Genomic DNA, 16,573 nt, shown 5'->3' with positions numbered 1-16,573 from the left:
TTATGGATTGCAACGGCCTATCTTTCGTCCAAGCCAGCGAAACAAATCGCCTGGCCTTGGTCCTTCCCCTTAATCAGCTTTCAAGAGAGTCCATCATGAGCATCCTCGTCATCGGTTCCACCGGCACCGTCGGTTCCCTCKTCGTCCAAGGCCTGGCCAAGCAAGGCGCCCAGGTCAAGGCGATGGTCCGCCGCACCGGCACCCTGTCCCTGCCCGCCGGCGTCGACGGCGTCGTCGCCGACCTCGGCGACGTGAACTCCCTGCGCCTGGCGATGAGCGGCGTGCGCACGCTGTTCCTGCTGAACGCCCTCGCCCCCGACGAGGTCACGCAGTCGCTGCAGGCCCTCAGCGTCGCGCGCGAAGCGGGCATTCAGCGCATCGTCTATCTGTCGGTCATCCACGCCGACCTCTACACCGATGTGCCCCACTTCACCGGCAAGCACACCGTGGAGCGCATGATCGAAAGCCTGGATCTGCCGGCGACCATCCTGCGCCCGGCCTATTTCATGCAGAACGATGCCGCCATCCAGTCCGTCATCGAAGGCTACGGCGTCTTCCCCATGCCCATCGGCGCCAAGGGCTGCGCGATGGTGGACGTGCGCGACATCGCCGACATCGCCGTGGCCGAGCTGCTGCGTCGCGACCGGTCGCCGGAACCCCTGCCCCGCCTGACGCTGGAAGTGGCCGGCAACGAGGTCTTCACCGGCCAGGCGGCTGCCGCCGTCTGGGCCCAGGCGCTGAATCGCGAGATCCGCTACGGCGGCGACGACGTGCAGGCCTTCGAGGCACAACTGGCCGCGCAGCATGTGCCCGCCTGGATGGCCTACGACCTGCGCCTGATGATGAGCCGCATCCAGCAGCTCGGGCAGATTCCGGCCGCCGGCGCAACGCGCACGCTGGAGAAGATGCTGGGCCGCCCGCTGCGGACCTACCAGGCCTTCGTGGCCGAGCGGGTGGCGACCTAAGGCTTGCTAGCCAGGGCGACGCCGGCCAGCACCAGCAGGCTGCCGGCCACGAAACTGGGCGACAACGCCTCGCCCAGCAACCAGACACCCAGCAGCACGCCAAACAGTGGCGTCATAAAGGTGAAGGCGCCCAGGCGCGAGGCTAGGTAGCGACGCAGCAACCAGAACCAGGCCAGGAAGCTGACGAAGGACACGACCAGGCTCTGGAAGGCGAGGTGGGCCCAGACGGCGGCAGTCGGCTCGAAGCGCCACTGACCCGTCGCCCAGGCACCCGGCAGCAGCAGCACGAAGGCGCCGAGCAGCTGGTAGCACAGCGTCTCGGTCGCCGGTGCGGCGGCCAAGCGCGTACACCGGATGGTGACCGTCGTAGCGCCCATGGCCAGGCCGGCCAGCACCGCGAGCAGATCTCCCAGCAGCGCAGAGCCGTCAGGGGCCAGACCGCCGCGCAGGAAAGCCAGCGCGATGCCTCCGAATGCCAGGCCTATGCCCGCCCAGCGACGCCGGTCGAGGCGCTCGGCCGGCAGCCGCCAATGCAGGCCCAGGGCCGTGAACAGCGGCGAGGTGTAGAGGAAGACGACGACGTGGGAAGCCTGGGTCAACTGCAGCGCCAGGGCCACGAGCAGGAATTCCAGCGCGAACAGCGAGCCCGCCGCGGCACCGGCTGCCCAGCGGCGGCGATCCAGCGCCTCGCCGCGCCAGCGCATCAGACCGGCGAGCAGCAACAGGGCGATGCCGGAGCGCAGGCCGATCATCAGCATCGGGCCGGCCTGCGCCGTCACCGCCTTCAGCGACACCTGCTGCAGGCCCCAGAGGCAGCACAGCAGGAGCATGACGCCGCCGGCGCGGGCGTCGAGCGGGCCGGCCGTGATGCCGGGCGGCCGGGCAAGCTTGGCGGGTAATGCGGTTGGGGCGGGATTGAGGTACTTCATGGCCGCCAATGTGCCGGTCGGCCGCGAATCCGAAAAGCACATAATTCGCTTCCAAATCATCCGCTTTTCGAATTCATGCGCGATCTGCAGATCGACTGGCTGAAATGCTTTGTGGCTACCGTCGACGCTGGCTCCCTGTCCAGCGCCGCGGCCGAGATCCACCGCTCGCAGTCAGCCGTCAGCATGCAGCTCAAGAAGCTGGAGGCGGCCGTCGGCCACCGCCTGCTTCGGCGCGATGCGCGCCAGTTGGAACTGACGCATGAGGGCCAGACCCTGCTGGGCTATGCGCGACGCATACTGGACCTTCAGGCCGAGGCCCAGGCGGCGCTGCGCGAGGACGATGTCTCAGGTGTCGTGCGCCTGGGCGTACCGGATGACTACGCCCGCAGATACCTGACACCGGTCCTCAAGCGCTTTGCGCCGCGCCATGGCGGCGTTGAGATTCAGCTGGACTGCGAGCAGTCGACCTCGCTGATCCCGCGCGTGGCGCGTGGCGATCTCGACCTGGCCCTGGTTTCGCGCGACCACGCACGGCGCGGCACCCTGCTCTTCCACGAGCCCATGGTCTGGGTCGGCTCCCCGCAGTTTGAGATCTGGCGGCGCGACCCGCTGCCCATTGCAGTCTACGAGGAGGCCAGCCTGGGCCGGCGCAGCGCCATCAACGCCCTCGCCCTGCAGGGCCGGCCCTACAAGATCGTCTACAACAGCTCCAGCCTGGCAGGGCAGATCGCAGCCGTCGAGAGCGGCCTGGCCGTGGCCGTGCTGACGCAGTGCAGCGCGCCGGCGCATCTGCAACTTCTGGGCGCCGAACAGGGCCTGGGACCGCTGGAGCCGATGCAGGTAGCCGTCTACCGCAGCAAGACGTCCAAGGGCAACAAGGCGGTGGACAGCCTGCGGCGGATGCTGATCGAGACGCTCAGGGTGTCGGGCTGATACGCACCATCATCACGCCGTGAGGCTTCACGCTGCCGCCGACCTCGCCCGAGACGCCGCGGGTCTTCTTGCCCGACCACAGGTCGTGGACCTCAGCCTTGATGCGCGGCGCGAGGTCCAGCTGCTCCCACGTCACCTTGATGTCGGCCGCCGTTTCGCCGCGGTTGAACAGCACGGCCGCACGTTCGCCACCGGCCAGCGTGCGCACCCAGACCTCCAGGTTGCCCTGGCGCCAGACGCGACGGCCCTGCCGGCCCAGCGGGTCCTGGTCAACCTTGATGACTTCGGCATTGGTCAGGATGCGGCGGGTGTCCGCATCCATCTTCGCCATGTCGTTGCCCGCCACCAGCGGCGCGGCCAGCATGGCCCAGATCGAGAAGTGGCTCTCGTACTCCGTCGTCGTCATGCCGCCGTTGCCGACCTCGAGCATGTCAGGGTCGTTCCAGCCGTTGGGCGCGGCGTCGGCCCACAGGTCGGCATTCATGTCGATGATGTCCAGCAGGCCGTGCGACCACTCCTTCTTGCCCTTCCAGGCATCCCAGATGTCGCCCGTGGTGCGCCACAGATGGCCGACGGGATGGGCCCAGCGGCCGGGCTGGCTGCCGCCCCATTCGCAGATGGACAGCACGATGTCACGGCCCGATTCGCGCAGCGCCTTGGCCATGATGGTGTAGGCCGCTTCGGGGGTGCGCGGGCCGGTGTAGCACCAGTCGTATTTCAGCCAGTCCACGCCCCACTTCGCATACTGGCGCGCATCCTGGAACTCGTGGCCAGCGCTGCCGGGGCGGCCACCGCAGGTTGCGGCGCCGGCATCGGAATAAAGGCCGAACTTCAGGCCCTTGGAATGAACGTAGTCGGCCAGTGCCTTGATGCCCGATGGGAAGCGCTCGGGGTCGGCCTGGATGTTGCCGTCCGCGTCGCGGCTCTTCTGCCAGCAGTCGTCGATGACGATGTAGCGGTAGCCCGCGTCTTTCATGCCGGAGGCGACCATCGCGTCGGCCTGCTGGCGGATCAGCGTCTCGCTGACGTTGCAGGCGAACTTGTTCCAGGAGTTCCAGCCCATCGGCGGCGTAGGCGCGAGATTGGGCTTGGGGGCGTCGAGCTTGAGCGTCTCGTGCGGAGCGGCCGGGGCGCCGGCAATGAAGACGCAGGTCGACAGGGCCAGCAATGCGCGGCCGAGCCAGGTTGAAGTCATGGGGAAAACTCCGAAAAAAGTCAGACGGTGCCGCGGCGCGCTTCCAGCTCGGCGCGGATCTCGTTCATGCGCCGCTCGGTCAGGAAGTAGCGGGACACGATGTAGAGGGCGATAAGCAGCCCGAGGATGGGAATGCCCGACAGGGCGACCCGGATCATGAACAGCGCATCCTCGCCCTGCACCGGCAGCTTAGCGTTGAAGCCGGTGAACATCAGCACCCAGCCGGAGGCGCCGTTGCCCAAGGCGAGGCCGACCTTGGAGATCCAGGAGCCGCAGGCGGCGAACGAACCCTCGCGGCGCTGTCGGCTGCCGAGCTCGTCATGGTCGATGACGTCGGCCATCGCCGAGCCGTAGATCGTCCAGAACCCGGCACCGACGAAGGCCACGCCGCCGCTGGCAAACAACTGCAGCCAGGGCAGCTGCGGGTTGTAGAAGAACCAGTCGCCGACGAAGGCGAGGATGCCCAGCACCAGCACCGTCATCAGCGCATTGCGCTTGCCCCAGTGCCTGGCCACCCACCCGGCGAAGGCGATGCCAACGAGGCCGCAGACCAGACCGGCGATGCCCATCATCGAGTTCCACTTGGTGGCTTCAACGACGTTGCCGGCGCAGACGTAGTAGACGGTGGCGTAGTAGCCCAGCATGCCCACCATGGAGGTGGCCATGTTGTAGGCCATCATCGTGCCCAGCATCTGGCGGAAGGGCTTGTTCTTCAGTGTGCGGTACAGGGTGTCCTTGAAGGGCACGCGCTGCCGGGTCTGCGCCACGACCTTCTGGTAGTAGCGTTCGCGGGTCAGCAGGAAAATGGCAATGGAGACCACCACCATGATGCCGCCGAGGATGCTGGTGTAGACCTGGGCACCCAGCAGGATGTCCGGATTGCCCTTCGCATCATTGAAGAAGGCCAGCGTCGTGAACTGGGCCGCCACGAACATCGCCAGCTCGGGGAGCTTCTGGATCGCGTTCTTCCATGACATCACGCGCGTGCGCTCGTGGTAGTCGGGCGTCATCTCGGCGCCCAGGCTGTTCCAGGGCATGTTGAAGCAGCTCATGACCGGCACGTACAGGCAGGTCGAGACCAGCATGAAGATGAAGTACTCGTTGTCGCTCCAACCGCGGCCGACGGCGAACATCAGCGGCAGGCCGATGCCGGCGAGGATGCCGCCCACCAGGATGAAGGGGCGGCGGCGCCCCCAGCGCGTGCGGGCGTTGTCGGAGAGCCAGCCGAACAGCGCGTCCGAAACGGCATCGACCGCGATCTTCAGGAAGATGACCGTGGAGATCAGCCCCGGCGCCACGCCGAGGAAGATGTTGAAGACGTGAAAGGCCAGCGACTGGTACAGCCAGTGGCCCCACATGTCGAGGAAGGAGCCCAGGCCGAAGCCGATCTTCTGCCGCGCGGGCACGCGGTCGGCCGCAAGTGTTGGCGCTGGCGGCACGGAGGCGGTCGGGCGCTGCACGGGCGGCATGGCGGCCCCTTCGGGATCGGCGATCAAGACTGTCTCCTTCGCCTGGCGCTGAGCGAGGCGGTATTTTTAGTAAACAGTCCTATTTTCGTTCGTTGATCGCACGAACGAAAGGCGGTGCAACTACCTAGGCAGCCACCTAGACAGCTGCGGTCTTGCGCCTGGCCTTGCGCGGCGCGGCCTCAGCTTCAGGCGCCGCGACGAAACGGGAACTCTCGCGCACGACCAGCTCCACCGGCAGCGACGCGTCATTGGGCGCGACATCGCCCTCGATGAGCGCCCGCGCGGCGACGTTGCCAAGTGCCTCCTTGTCCATCTTCACAGTGGACAGGGGCGGCTTGTTGCGGGCAGCCTCCTCGATGTCGTCGTAGCCGATGAAGCGGATGTCCTCGGGCACCCGCAGGCCACGCTCAAGGCAGACCTCGATGGCGAACATGGCCGTCGAGTCGTTGTAGGCAAAGACCGCGTCCGGGGGGTTGGGCAGGGTCAGCAGGCGGCTCATTGCATCGCGGCCGGCGTCGCCATATTCCAGCGCCGGGTCCAGCGTGACTTCGTAGTCGGGGTCAAATAGGCGGCCGGCCTCGAACAAGGCGCGGCGGAAGCCCTTGGCGCGCAGCGACGTCGAGTAATGCGCCAGCGGCCCGAAGATGGCAGCGATGCGCTGGGAACTGCCTTCCAGCAGGTGGCGAGTCGCCAGCCAGGCGCCGAGCTGGTTGTCGTCATTGACGCAACGCACGCCCGGGTAGAAGTGGTCCACGAGCACCAGCGGCAGCTCGCAGCGGCGAATGGATTCCATGGCCTCCGGGTCGAAATAGCCTGCACCCAGCAGCGCCTCGGCCTCATGGCGGCGTACCTGGCCGGCCACGTCGTCACCTGCCAGCACCGACATGATGCTCAGCGGCACGCCTGCCTCGCGGCAGGCCGTCTCGGCGCCGTGCAGCACATAGGAATAGAAGGGGTTGTTGGCCAGCGAGCCGAGGCTGCGGCTGTACAGGAAGAGCATGCGGCGTGGCTTGCCGGTGCGCAGCTTGCCGACGTCATAACCCATCTGCTGGGCCACGCCGAGCACCTGGGCGCGGGTCTGCTCCGACAGGCCGGGCTGGCCCTTCAGCGCGCGCGACACCGTGCCGATGGACACGCCCGCGGCCTCGGCCAATTCGCGAATCGTCACTCCCTTGTCGGCCATCACCCGAGCTCCCGCTGTTGTTTAGCACGTCGCATCGGGCGCGATTGTGCATCGGCACCCCAGCGGCCCCGGGTACACCCTATACCGGGGGCAAAACCTAGGCTGGATATTGTTCACTAAACAATCGCTGTTGCATAGAATATTTCCGAACCACCGACGAAGCGCGCCAAGCGCCGCCGACATGCTCCCCTGCCCCATCGCCGTCCTCGGCGAAGCCCTGGTCGACGAATTCCATGACGGACCCGTCGCGGGTGGCGCGCCCTTCAACGTGGCGCGCTCGCTCGCCGCCATGGGCGCGCCGGCCCTGTTCATCAGCCGCGTCGGCGCGGACGATGACAACGGCCGCCTCGTGCTCGACAGTGCGCGCCGCTACGGCCTGGACAGCGCCGGCGTGCAGCGCGATCCGCAGCACGCCACCGGCCGCGTCAGCGTGCACGAGGACGCCGGAGGCCACCACTTCGAGATTCATGGCGACGCCGCCTGGGACCATATCGACGCCGCGGCCGCCCGCCCTCACCTCGCTGAAACGGCGCCAGCGTGGCTCTACTTCGGCAGCCTGGCCCAACGCCAGCCCGCCTCGCGCGCGGCTCTGCGCGCCCTCCTCAAGCCTTTCACCGGCACGCGCTTCCTGGACTTGAACCTACGTGCAGGCAACGAGACTCGGCTGCTGGCCGCCGAGTCGCTGATGCTGGCCGATTGGGTCAAGGTCAACGACGAGGAACTGGCCCAGTTGGCCGGCTGGTTCGATGCCGCCGCGCCCGACGACGCCGGCCGGGCCAGCGCATTGATGGCACGCTTTGCGCTGCAACGCCTGGTGCTGACCTGCGGCGCCAGAGGCTGGCGCTTCTACGCGCCGGGCGGCCTGCTGCTGGCGCAGGGTGCTGGCGTCACCCAGCCGCACATGGTCGACACCGTCGGCGCCGGCGATGCTTTCACCGCCCTGCTGCTGGCCGGCCTGTCGCTGGGCCGTGACCTGCCCGCCACGCTGGCCCTGGCCAATCGCTACGCCTCCTTCATCTGTGGCGTGCGCGGCCCGCTGCCCGCCGAACCCCTTGCCCTGCAACCCTGGCGCACCGCCCTGCATGCGCTGCCGACCTCTGCCTGAACGACTGCCCGACATGGACCTGACCCCGCCTCCCACCTCCCTGGCCGACCTCGTCGCGCCGCCCGCCGGCTCGGCCATGCGCCGCCCCGGCTTCATATTCGGCGCCGGCACCTCGTCGTACCAGATCGAAGGCGCCGCACACGAGGACGGCCGCCTCGAATCCATCTGGGACCGCTTTTGCGCGACTCCCGGCAAGGTGCTGCGCGGCGAGAACGGCGACGTGGCCTGCGACCACTACCACCGCTTTGAAGAAGACCTGGACATCCTGCAGCGCCTGGGTGTGGACGCCTACCGCTTCTCCATCGCCTGGCCGCGCGTGATGGACGAGGCCGGCCGCCCGAATGCGAAGGGCATCGACTTCTACAAGCGCCTGCTCGACGGCTTGGCCGAACGCGGCATCCGCGCCTTCGTCACGCTGTATCACTGGGACCTGCCCCAGCACCTCGAAGACYGCGGTGGCTGGCTGAACCGCGAGACGGCCTACCGCTTTGCCGAATACGCTGACCTGATGAGCCGCGAACTCGGGGGCGGCCGCGTGGCGGCCTGGACGACGCACAACGAGCCCTGGTGCTCGGCCTATCTCGGCTACGGCGACGGGCACCACGCGCCCGGCCTCAAGTCCAACCGCTGGGCCGCCCAGGCCATGCACCATCTGCTGCTGGGGCACGGCCTGGCGCTGCCCATCCTGCGCGCCAACGACCCGACGGCTTTGCACGGCATCGTCGCCAACTGCGCGCCGGGCTATGCCGACACCGACACAGCCGAAGACCGCGATGCCGCTTCGCTGTTCGAGACCTACCAGAACCGCTGGGTGCTGGACCCGCTGCTCAAGGGCGAGTACCCGGCTGACCTGTGGCGCCTGTGGAAAGGCTGCGAGCCCCTGGTGCTGCCCGGCGACATGGACCTCATCAAGCAGCCCATCGACTACCTGGGCATCAACTTCTACAGCCGCGCCGTGCTGCGCTCCAAGGGCCCCGACACCATCGACTGGGTGCGCCGCCCCGAGGTCGAGCGCACGACGATGGACTGGGAGGTCTACCCGCAAGGCCTGCAGGACCTGTTCGAAGCCTTCAAGCGCGACTACGCCAATCTGCCGCCCCTCTACATCACCGAAAACGGCATGTCGAGCGACGACCAGGTCAGCGCCGGCGAGATCGACGACCTGCAACGCCAGGCCTACATCAAGCAGCATTTCGCGGCATGCTCACGTGCCATGGACAACGGCGTGGACGTGCGCGGCTATTTCATCTGGTCGCTGCTGGACAACTTCGAATGGGCCTTCGGCTACGAGCGCCGCTTCGGCCTCGTGCATGTCGACTTCGAGACGCAGCAGCGCACGCTCAAGCGCAGTGCGCTGGCGTATGCGGACTTCCTGAAGGAGCGCGCCGCGGCGCGTTGAGCATGGATATCCGGCGCGTCGTCATCCTCGGCGGCGGCTCTGCTGGCTGGATGTCGGCCGCCGCACTGACGACGGGGCTGCGCGGCGTCGCCGTTGAGCTGGTCGAGTCCGAGGAGATCGGCATCATCGGCGTCGGCGAAGCCACTTTTCCGTCGATCCGCAGCTTCAACGACATCCTCGGCATTGACGAGGCTGAGTTTCTCGCCGCCACGCGCGGCAGCTACAAGCTCGGCATCCAGTTCTGCGACTGGAAGCAGCGCGGCGAGCACTACTTCCACACCTTCGGTGACTTCGGCCCACTGGACGGCCCGATGGYGTTGTGGGGCCAACTGCGCCGCCTGCAGACAGGCCCCGGCACGCCGCTGGGCGAGTTCTGCCTGCCGACGGTGATGGCGCGCCAAGGCCGATTCTGCAGGCCTGCAGAAGGCGAGGACAGCCTGGCCTCGCGCTACACCTACGCCTACCACTTCGACGCGACGCTCTACGCCGCCTTCCTGCGCCGCCTGGCCGAGAGCCGCGGCGCGCGGCGTACCGAAGGCCGCGTCGTCAGCGTGGAGCGCCACGAGGACGGCCGCGTGCGTGCGCTGCACCTGGCCGACGGGCGCCAGGTCGAGGGCGATCTCTTCATCGACTGCTCGGGCCTGGCGTCCCTGCTGATCGGCCAGACGCTCGAGCAGCGTTTCATTGACTACGGCCACTGGCTGCCAGTGGACCGCGCCTGGGCCGTGCCCACCGAGCGCGCACCGGGCGATCTCGCGCCCTTCACGCGCTCGACGGCGCTGGAGGCCGGCTGGGCCTGGCGCATCCCGCTGCAGGACCGCACCGGCAACGGCCATGTGTTCAGCAGCCGCTTCATCGACGAGGGACGGGCGCGCGAACAGCTGCTGGCCCAGCTCGACGCGCCGATGCTGGCCGAGCCGCGGCTGCTGCGCTTTCGCACCGGCCACCGCGAGCGCTTCTGGGTCAAGAACGTCGTCGCCATCGGCCTGGCCGCCGGCTTCCTGGAGCCGCTGGAGTCCACCGCCATCTTCATGGTGCACAACGCGCTGGGCCGCCTCATCCCGCTGCTCGGCGAGGCCGACCATGCGCAGGCCGCGGTCGGCTTCAACGTGCAGCAGCTGCGCCAGTACCAGCGCATCCGCGACTTCATCATCCTGCACTACGCCCTGAGCGAGCGCCGCGACAGCGAGTTCTGGCGCACGCTGACGAGCATGGAGCTGCCCGAGTCGCTGGACTACAAGTTGCATGCCTGGCGCGAGACCGGCACCCTGCATGCCTACGACAACGAGGCCTTCGACACGGCGAGCTGGCTGGCCATCCACGCCGGCATGGGCGACTGGCCGCGGCGCCGCAGCCCTTGGCCGGACGAGATGCCGGCTGAGTTGGCAGCCCGCTATCTCACTGAGCGCCATCAGGCCATTGCCGCGCTGGCCGCCGGCATGCCTGACCACGACAGCTTTCTGCGTGCACGCTTGAGCGGTGCTGCGGGATAGCGCCCATGCTCAGAGCCGAAGCCCCTACCTAGACTGGCGCGATGGAAAACCTGAACAAGCCGCTGCGGCGGGTCGTGATCGTCGGCGGTGGCGCCGCCGGCTGGATGTCGGCCGCCGCATTGAGTGCGGTGCTCAAGCCCCCGTATGAAATCCGCCTCGTCGAATCCGACGAAATCGGCATCATCGGCGTCGGCGAAGCGACCATCCCGCCGATCCGCATGTTCAACGGCCTGGCCAAGATCGACGAGGCGGAGTTCCTCAAAGCCACGCAAGGCACGTTCAAGCTCGGCATCGAATTCGTCAACTGGGGCCGCCAGGGCGAGCGCTATTTCCACGGCTTCGGCGGCGTCGGCCGCGAGGCGCTGTGGCCGGTGGACTTCTCGCAATACTGGCTGCGCCTGCGCGCGCTGGGCCGCGCGCTGCCGCTGGACGCCTACGTCATCTCCAACATGGCGGCCAAGGCGAATCGCTTCATGCTGCCGCGGCCGGACATGCAGAACTCGCCGATGGCCGCACTCGGCTATGCCTATCACTTCGACGCGTCGCTGTACGCGAAGCACCTGCGTGCCCTGAGCGAGCAGCGCGGCGTGCGCCGCACCGAAGGCAAGGTCGTGCGCGTGCTGCTCAATGAAGAACCGGGGCCAGCCGAAGGCCATGTGCGCGCCGTGCAGATGGAAAGCGGCGAACTGGTGGAGGGCGACCTCTTCCTCGACTGCTCCGGCTTTGCCAGCCTGCTGATCGAGAAGGCCCTCGGCACCGGTTTCGAGGACTGGAGCCACTGGCTGCCCTGCGACCGCGCCGTGGCGGTGCCCAGCGAGAGCACGAGCCCGCTGCTGCCCTATACGCGTTCGACCGCGCACCGGGCCGGCTGGCAATGGCGCATTCCGTTGCAGCACCGCGTCGGCAACGGCCATGTCTATTCCAGCAGCCATGTCAGCGACGACGAGGCGGCCGGCGTGCTGCTGAAGAATCTCGATGGCCAGCCGCTCGCCGACCCGCGGATCATCAAGTTCCGCACTGGCATGCGTGAGGAGGCGTGGCGGCGCAATGTGGTTGCCATCGGCATGTCGGCCGGCTTCGTCGAGCCGCTGGAGTCGACGGCCCTGCACCTGATCCAGATGGGTGTGGCCAAGCTCATCGAGGCCTTCCCCCACAGTGGCTTCGACGCCCTGGAGATCGCCGAGTACAACCGCCAGAGCCGCGAGCGCTACGAATACGTGCGCGACTTCATCGTGCTGCACTATCACCTGAACCAGCGCGACGACAGCGAGTTCTGGAAGGCCTGCGCGGCCATGGCCATTCCCGAGGCCCTGCGCTGGCGCATGGCGCTGTATGCCTCCAGCGGCCGCCTGGCCAATGTCGACGGCGACCTGTTCCGCGAGCCGAGTTGGCTGGAGGTCATGGAAGGCCAGAACCTGCGCCCCAAGGGCTGGCTGGCGCTCGCCGAGCTGCAAGGCGTCGAGGAAACGGCCGCCTACTTCAAGGGCGTGTCCGACACCATCGCGCAATGCGTGGCCGTGATGCCCGATCACGCGGAGTTCGTGCGGCGCTACTGCCCAGCGATGCCAGTCTGATCACGCGAAACGGCTGAGTGAGGTGGAACTGCTCTCCGTCTCGGCCGACGCGATTGACGCCCACCCGCTGATCCGCGAGTACTTCGGGGCGCTGTTGAAGCGGGAGCAGCCCGAGGCGTTCCAGGCGGCCCACTCGCGGCTGTTCGACTATCTGTGCGAGAACACGCCGCACCGCCCGGACGGCCTCGACGGACTGGCCCCGCTCTACGAAGCGCCACCCACGGCTGCCGCGCCGGACGACAGCAAGAGGCGTTTAGGTCGGAGCGACGGGCCTTGCGTCGAGGACCTGCTCCGCAAGTTCCGGAAGTGACGGCCGAACGGCGGGTTGCCTGAACCCGCCGGGTCGGCCTACGCTTTCGCATCCAGCCAACCGCTTCACTTCGGATCGAAAGCCATGACCTCACTGCCGTCCCGCCGCCGATTCACCGCTGCGCTGCTGCTCGGCAGCCTGGCAGGTGGCTGCGCTGCCGCCGGCGAGTCGGTGAGCATCCCGCCGCCGGCCCAGGATCCGGCACCCACGGCAACCGGCCTGCAGACCGCGGTGTTCGCCGGTGGTTGCTTCTGGGGCGTACAGGGTGTGTTCCAGCATGTGCAGGGCGTACAGCAGGCCGTCTCCGGCTACGCGGGTGGCACGGCGAGCACGGCTAACTACAAGCAGGTCACCAGCGGCCGCACCGGCCATGCAGAGGCGGTCGAGGTGACGTTCGACCCATCGCAGGTCAGCTACGGCGCCTTGCTGCAGGTCTTCTTCTCCGTGGCACACAACCCGACGCAGCTGAACCACCAGGGACCGGACATCGGCCGCCAATACCGCTCGGCCCTGTTTCCCGCCGACGCGGCGCAGCGCGAGACGGCCCAGGCTTACATCGCGCAATTGGACGCGACAGGGCTCTACGGCAAGCCCATCGTGACCAAGGTGGAGAACAGGGGCAACTTCTATCCCGCCGAGAAATTCCATCAGGACTACTTGGTCGACAACCCGCGAGACCCCTACATCGTGTTCCACGACCTGCCCAAGATCGCGGCGCTGAAGCGGCTTTTCGGCGAACGGTTCAGAAGCGAGCCCATGCTGGTGAAGCAGGCGCGTTGATCCTGGCCCAGTGGCCGACGCGCATAAAAAAAGCACCGCGGAGCCAACCGCGGTGCCGGGTCTTGCGAGTGGCGGGCGGGCCGGGCGGCCCGCCCTTCATCAAGCTCAGAAGCTGTACTGCATGCTGACGCGATAGCCGCGGCCCGACGTGAAGTAGTTGTGGCCGATCATGCCGATGTGCTGCTGCATGATCTGCTTGTATGTCTTGTTCGTCAGGTTGGTGGCATCGACACCCAGGGACAGATCGTTGCCGATCTTCAGGTGCAGACCTGCGTCGACCTGTCCATAGCCGTCAGCCCATAGCGGCAGGCCCACGGGCAGGTTGTGCTGACCAAAGTTGGCGCTCGCCGGGTTGGTGTCCAGCGCATTGGTCTGGTTGGGGCCGGTGTTGTCGGAGTTCAGCGCCACGCCGTAGAGGTATCTGCCGCGGTAGTTGTAGGCAATGCGGGCAGAGACCGGACCACGGTCGTAGAGCAGCGCGATGTTGAAGGTGTTCTTCGACAGGTTGTCCAGCGGCATGTCGCCGAAGGAACGACCATCGGTGTCACAACCGTTGATGTACAGGTTCAGGTTGTCCTGGCCTGCACCGGGCGAGCAATAGCCCGTGTACACCGCGTTGTAGCGCTTCACCTTGCTGTCCACGTAGGTGTAGTTCGCCTGCAGGCCGATGCCCTGCAGCAGCGAGGGCAGCCCCTCGAAGTACTGCTGGTAGGCCACTTCGAAGCCCCGCGCATAACCCTTGGCGCCGTTGACCGGGCCATTCAGCACGAAGTTGACCGGCTTGCCGTTGGCGTCGTTGACCGTGCGGTTGAAGGCCTGGTTGACGATGATGTCCTTGAGGTTCTTGTTGAAGACGGCGGCAGTCACGGAGCCGTTCTTCGCGAAGTACCACTCGGCCGTCACGTCCTCCTGGTCGGAGCGGATGGGCTTGAGCTCGGGGTTGCCGCTGGCCGTGCCGGTCAGGTTGATCTTCTTGACGTTGGGCGGCACGCTTTGCGCATCGACCTCGATGGTTTGCGACATCGACAGAAAACCCTGCATCTGGCTGAACTGCGGGCGCGCCAGGGCTTTGGACGCAGCAAAGCGGAACTGCAGCGCGCCGTCCGCCGTGGCCTTCCACTTCAGGTTCAGGCTGGGCAGGTAGTCCGTGAAGCTCTGGTTGAAGTTCTGCTCCTTGGCGAACGGCGTCAGCTGCGGCACGGCCAGGCCGACCGCACCGGGGGGCGCGGCCTGCGTGGTCAGGATGGTGTAGCCGTCGGCCTGGTTCTTGGTGTGGACCGCGCGCAGGCCGACGTTGCCGTCGATGGGCAGGCCCACCTCATCGAAGGAAAAGCGCAGCTGTGCATACCCCGCCGTGGTGGTCTCGGCCTGGGTGTTGCGGCCGGCCGGGTCGGTGCCGAAGGAAGTAGGAGCCCACTTGCCGCCGCCCTGGATGCTGTTGGCCTGCTGCGGGCAGCCCGCACCATCCCAGCCCGGCTTGAAGTTCGTGCACTCGTTCAGGTAGAGCTGGTGCAGCTTGTTGTAGCTGTTGGGCCAGTCGAAGGCCACCGAAGCCGCCGGGAAATACAGCGACGGGAGGTTGGCCTTGCCGCCGCCCATGAAGTCGGCGTAGTTGTTCTTGTAGGTGGGGATATCCGGCGCCTTGGTGATGTAGGCCAGGTCGCCGATGTTCCAGCCCACCTGCCAGGCGTGGGTGATGGTCGCCCAGTTGTAGCTCGGGTTGCTGTTGATGGTCTCGGCGTCGCGCTTGGCGATGCGCACGCCCACGCGCAGGTCGTTGAGGATCTTGTTGTCGTGGAAGACCCAGCGCGCATCACCCTTCCAGGCTTTTTGCGTGCCCTTGCCCTTGTCCAGGTGGTCCATCATCATCGCCCAGTAGTACTTGCTGGGGTCGTTGAGGACGGCCATGTCACTGGCGTCGAACACCAGGCGCGGCATCGAGCCGGTGTAGTCCACGGTCTCCTTGGGCAGGGCCACAGCGGTGCCTACCGTGGAGTCGAAGTTGTTGGTCTTGGAGCGGATGTACTGGAAGTCCGACGTCAGCGTCAGCTGCTCGTTGACCTTGCCGGAAATCTTCCAGGCCAGTTCATCGGTCTGCGAGTTGCGCTTGGAGTAGCGCGTCTGGTTCTCGACCTCGATGCCGGTGTAGTTGCCGTTGGCGTCCTTCTTGCCGGTCAGCACGCCCTTGGTCATCACGCCGTTGGCGTCGTAGGTGCCGTCCAGCACCTCGACGTTGTAGGGGTCGACCTGGGCGCTGACGTTGTTCTCGTTCCAGTTGAACTTGAACTTGGAACGGAAGAAGGTCAGCGAGGACTCGACGTCGTCCTTCTTCCATTGCAGCGCGCCGTAGATGCCGTCGCGCGTGCGGTCGTAGAACTGCTGCTTCCACGACATGTCGCGGGAGAACCAGGTCGGGCTGGTCGGCGTGGCCTTGTAGAACGGGTCCAGCACCAGGCCGTCCGTGCGGTTGGAACTGAGCGAATGCGCCACGTCGATCAGCGCGCCGAACTTGCCCGCGTCGGTGTTCCAGGTGTTGGACAGCAGGCCCGAGACGCTGGGCTTGTTCTTCTTGGCCAGGCTGTTGCGCGAGACGTCGAGCGAAATCGAGCCCTTGAAGCCGGGAAAGTCGAAGGGCAGGGCCGTGCGCAGGTTCACCAGGCCGCCGATGGCGCCCTCGATCTGCTCGGCCGAGGGATTCTTGTAGACGTCCACGCCGGCCATCAGCTCGGGCGGCACGTCCTCGAAGCCCAGCGTGCGGCCCTGGTTGGCGCTGAAGGTCTCGCGGCCGTTCAGCGTTGAGCTGACATAGGTCAGGCCGCGGATGTTGACGCCCGACCCTTCGACCGAGAAGTGCACCGGGTCGTTGGACGACGACACCCGCGACATCGTGGCCCCGACGATGCGCTGCAGCACCTCGGACACCGAGCGGTCGGGCAGCTTGCCGATCTCGTCGGCGACGACCGAGTCGACGATCTCGTCTGATTCCTGTTTGAGTTTCTGCGCCGACGCAAGCGCGGCGCGGCGCCCAGAAACAATGACGGTCTCCAGGGCCTGAGGCGCCTTGTCAGCCGCGGGTGCTGCCGCCGGAGCTGGCGCGGGCGTGTTCTGCGCCAGCGCCGGTGTGGCTGCCCAAACCAGCGCCTGTACGGCCGCCAGGGACAGCGTTGTCCTCTTGAAATGTCTCATCCTCTTTGCTCCTCTTCGGTGGGAAACACTCAGCCCTTGCGGGCCTCGTGCC

Annotated in this window: 13 protein-coding genes; 8 read left to right on the top strand and 5 right to left on the bottom strand. The window is 66.9% G+C overall.

Translation table 11 applies throughout. The annotated features are described in order from the left end of the window. Positions 1–95 precede the first annotated feature (95 nt). Positions 96–965, top strand: a complete 870-nt coding sequence (locus ACXJKJ_RS15080; protein WP_457390747.1) for an SDR family oxidoreductase — start codon at positions 96–98, stop codon at positions 963–965. On the opposite strand, the gene ACXJKJ_RS15075 is transcribed toward ACXJKJ_RS15080, so the two are convergent. Beyond that, positions 962–1,795, bottom strand: coding sequence for a DMT family transporter (locus ACXJKJ_RS15075; protein ID WP_457390762.1), 834 nt, complete (start codon positions 1,793–1,795; stop codon positions 962–964). The two genes, ACXJKJ_RS15080 and ACXJKJ_RS15075, sit on opposite strands and share 4 nt — an antisense overlap. Positions 1,796–1,969: 174 nt before the next feature. Here ACXJKJ_RS15075 and ACXJKJ_RS15070 point away from each other — a divergent pair, with 174 nt between their 5' ends. Then, complete coding sequence (locus tag ACXJKJ_RS15070) at positions 1,970–2,827, top strand: LysR family transcriptional regulator (RefSeq protein ID WP_457390745.1); 858 nt, start codon at positions 1,970–1,972, stop codon at positions 2,825–2,827. Here the strand turns inward: ACXJKJ_RS15070 and ACXJKJ_RS15065 are convergent. From ACXJKJ_RS15065 to ACXJKJ_RS15055, 3 genes are all read right to left on the bottom strand, one after another. Beyond that, on the bottom strand, positions 2,811–4,022 hold the full coding sequence (locus ACXJKJ_RS15065) for a glycoside hydrolase family 27 protein (RefSeq protein ID WP_457390743.1): 1,212 nt from the start codon (positions 4,020–4,022) through the stop codon (positions 2,811–2,813). The two genes, ACXJKJ_RS15070 and ACXJKJ_RS15065, sit on opposite strands and share 17 nt — an antisense overlap. Positions 4,023–4,042: 20 nt before the next feature. Beyond that, complete coding sequence (locus tag ACXJKJ_RS15060) at positions 4,043–5,518, bottom strand: MFS transporter (protein WP_457390741.1); 1,476 nt, start codon at positions 5,516–5,518, stop codon at positions 4,043–4,045. Positions 5,519–5,627: 109 nt separating this feature from the next. Further along, positions 5,628–6,674, bottom strand: a complete 1,047-nt coding sequence (locus tag ACXJKJ_RS15055; RefSeq protein ID WP_457390739.1) for a LacI family DNA-binding transcriptional regulator — start codon at positions 6,672–6,674, stop codon at positions 5,628–5,630. Between the two features lie 181 nt (positions 6,675–6,855). On the opposite strand from ACXJKJ_RS15055, the gene ACXJKJ_RS15050 reads away from it, so the two are divergent. The 6 genes from ACXJKJ_RS15050 (at position 6,856) to msrA (ending at position 13,335) form a co-directional block, all read left to right on the top strand. Next, the gene (locus tag ACXJKJ_RS15050) at positions 6,856–7,779 is read left to right on the top strand and encodes a PfkB family carbohydrate kinase (RefSeq protein WP_457390737.1); all 924 of its coding nucleotides are present in this window, start codon (positions 6,856–6,858) and stop codon (positions 7,777–7,779) included. A gap of 13 nt (positions 7,780–7,792) precedes the next feature. Further along, positions 7,793–9,178 (top strand): GH1 family beta-glucosidase, encoded by a 1,386-nt coding sequence (locus tag ACXJKJ_RS15045; protein ID WP_457390735.1) that lies wholly within the window; start codon positions 7,793–7,795, stop codon positions 9,176–9,178. A gap of 2 nt (positions 9,179–9,180) precedes the next feature. Continuing rightward, positions 9,181–10,671, top strand: coding sequence for a tryptophan halogenase family protein (locus tag ACXJKJ_RS15040; protein ID WP_457390733.1), 1,491 nt, complete (start codon positions 9,181–9,183; stop codon positions 10,669–10,671). A 41-nt stretch (positions 10,672–10,712) separates the two neighbouring features. Further along, entirely contained in the window at positions 10,713–12,245 is a 1,533-nt protein-coding gene (locus tag ACXJKJ_RS15035; protein WP_457390731.1) for a tryptophan halogenase family protein, read from the top strand. Between the two features lie 22 nt (positions 12,246–12,267). Beyond that, positions 12,268–12,555, top strand: a complete 288-nt coding sequence (locus ACXJKJ_RS15030) for a hypothetical protein (RefSeq protein WP_457390729.1) — start codon at positions 12,268–12,270, stop codon at positions 12,553–12,555. 84 nt (positions 12,556–12,639) lie between these two features. After that, positions 12,640–13,335, top strand: a complete 696-nt coding sequence (gene msrA, locus ACXJKJ_RS15025; protein WP_457390727.1) for a peptide-methionine (S)-S-oxide reductase MsrA — start codon at positions 12,640–12,642, stop codon at positions 13,333–13,335. Between the two features lie 105 nt (positions 13,336–13,440). Here msrA and ACXJKJ_RS15020 read toward each other — a convergent pair whose 3' ends face one another. Next, positions 13,441–16,521 (bottom strand): TonB-dependent receptor, encoded by a 3,081-nt coding sequence (locus ACXJKJ_RS15020; protein WP_056203880.1) that lies wholly within the window; start codon positions 16,519–16,521, stop codon positions 13,441–13,443. Positions 16,522–16,573: the final 52 nt, after the last annotated feature.

Source organism: Roseateles sp. P5_E1 (assembly GCF_054049335.1).
Note: the sequence above shows the minus strand (reverse complement) of the source record. Positions and strands in the feature narration are given on the sequence as shown.

Bases quoted from the DNA above. Each gene is read 5' to 3' on its own strand.
- ACXJKJ_RS15065 (WP_457390743.1), bottom strand. From the start codon at position 4,022: ATGACTTCAACCTGGCTCGGCCGCGCATTGCTGGCCCTGTCGACCTGC.
- ACXJKJ_RS15020 (WP_056203880.1), bottom strand. From the start codon at position 16,521: ATGAGACATTTCAAGAGGACAACGCTGTCCCTGGCGGCCGTACAGGCG.
- ACXJKJ_RS15035 (WP_457390731.1), top strand. From the start codon at position 10,713: ATGGAAAACCTGAACAAGCCGCTGCGGCGGGTCGTGATCGTCGGCGGT.
- ACXJKJ_RS15070 (WP_457390745.1), top strand. From the start codon at position 1,970: ATGCGCGATCTGCAGATCGACTGGCTGAAATGCTTTGTGGCTACCGTC.
- msrA (WP_457390727.1), top strand. From the start codon at position 12,640: ATGACCTCACTGCCGTCCCGCCGCCGATTCACCGCTGCGCTGCTGCTC.
- ACXJKJ_RS15075 (WP_457390762.1), bottom strand. From the start codon at position 1,795: ATGCTCCTGCTGTGCTGCCTCTGGGGCCTGCAGCAGGTGTCGCTGAAG.
- ACXJKJ_RS15055 (WP_457390739.1), bottom strand. From the start codon at position 6,674: ATGGCCGACAAGGGAGTGACGATTCGCGAATTGGCCGAGGCCGCGGGC.
- ACXJKJ_RS15050 (WP_457390737.1), top strand. From the start codon at position 6,856: ATGCTCCCCTGCCCCATCGCCGTCCTCGGCGAAGCCCTGGTCGACGAA.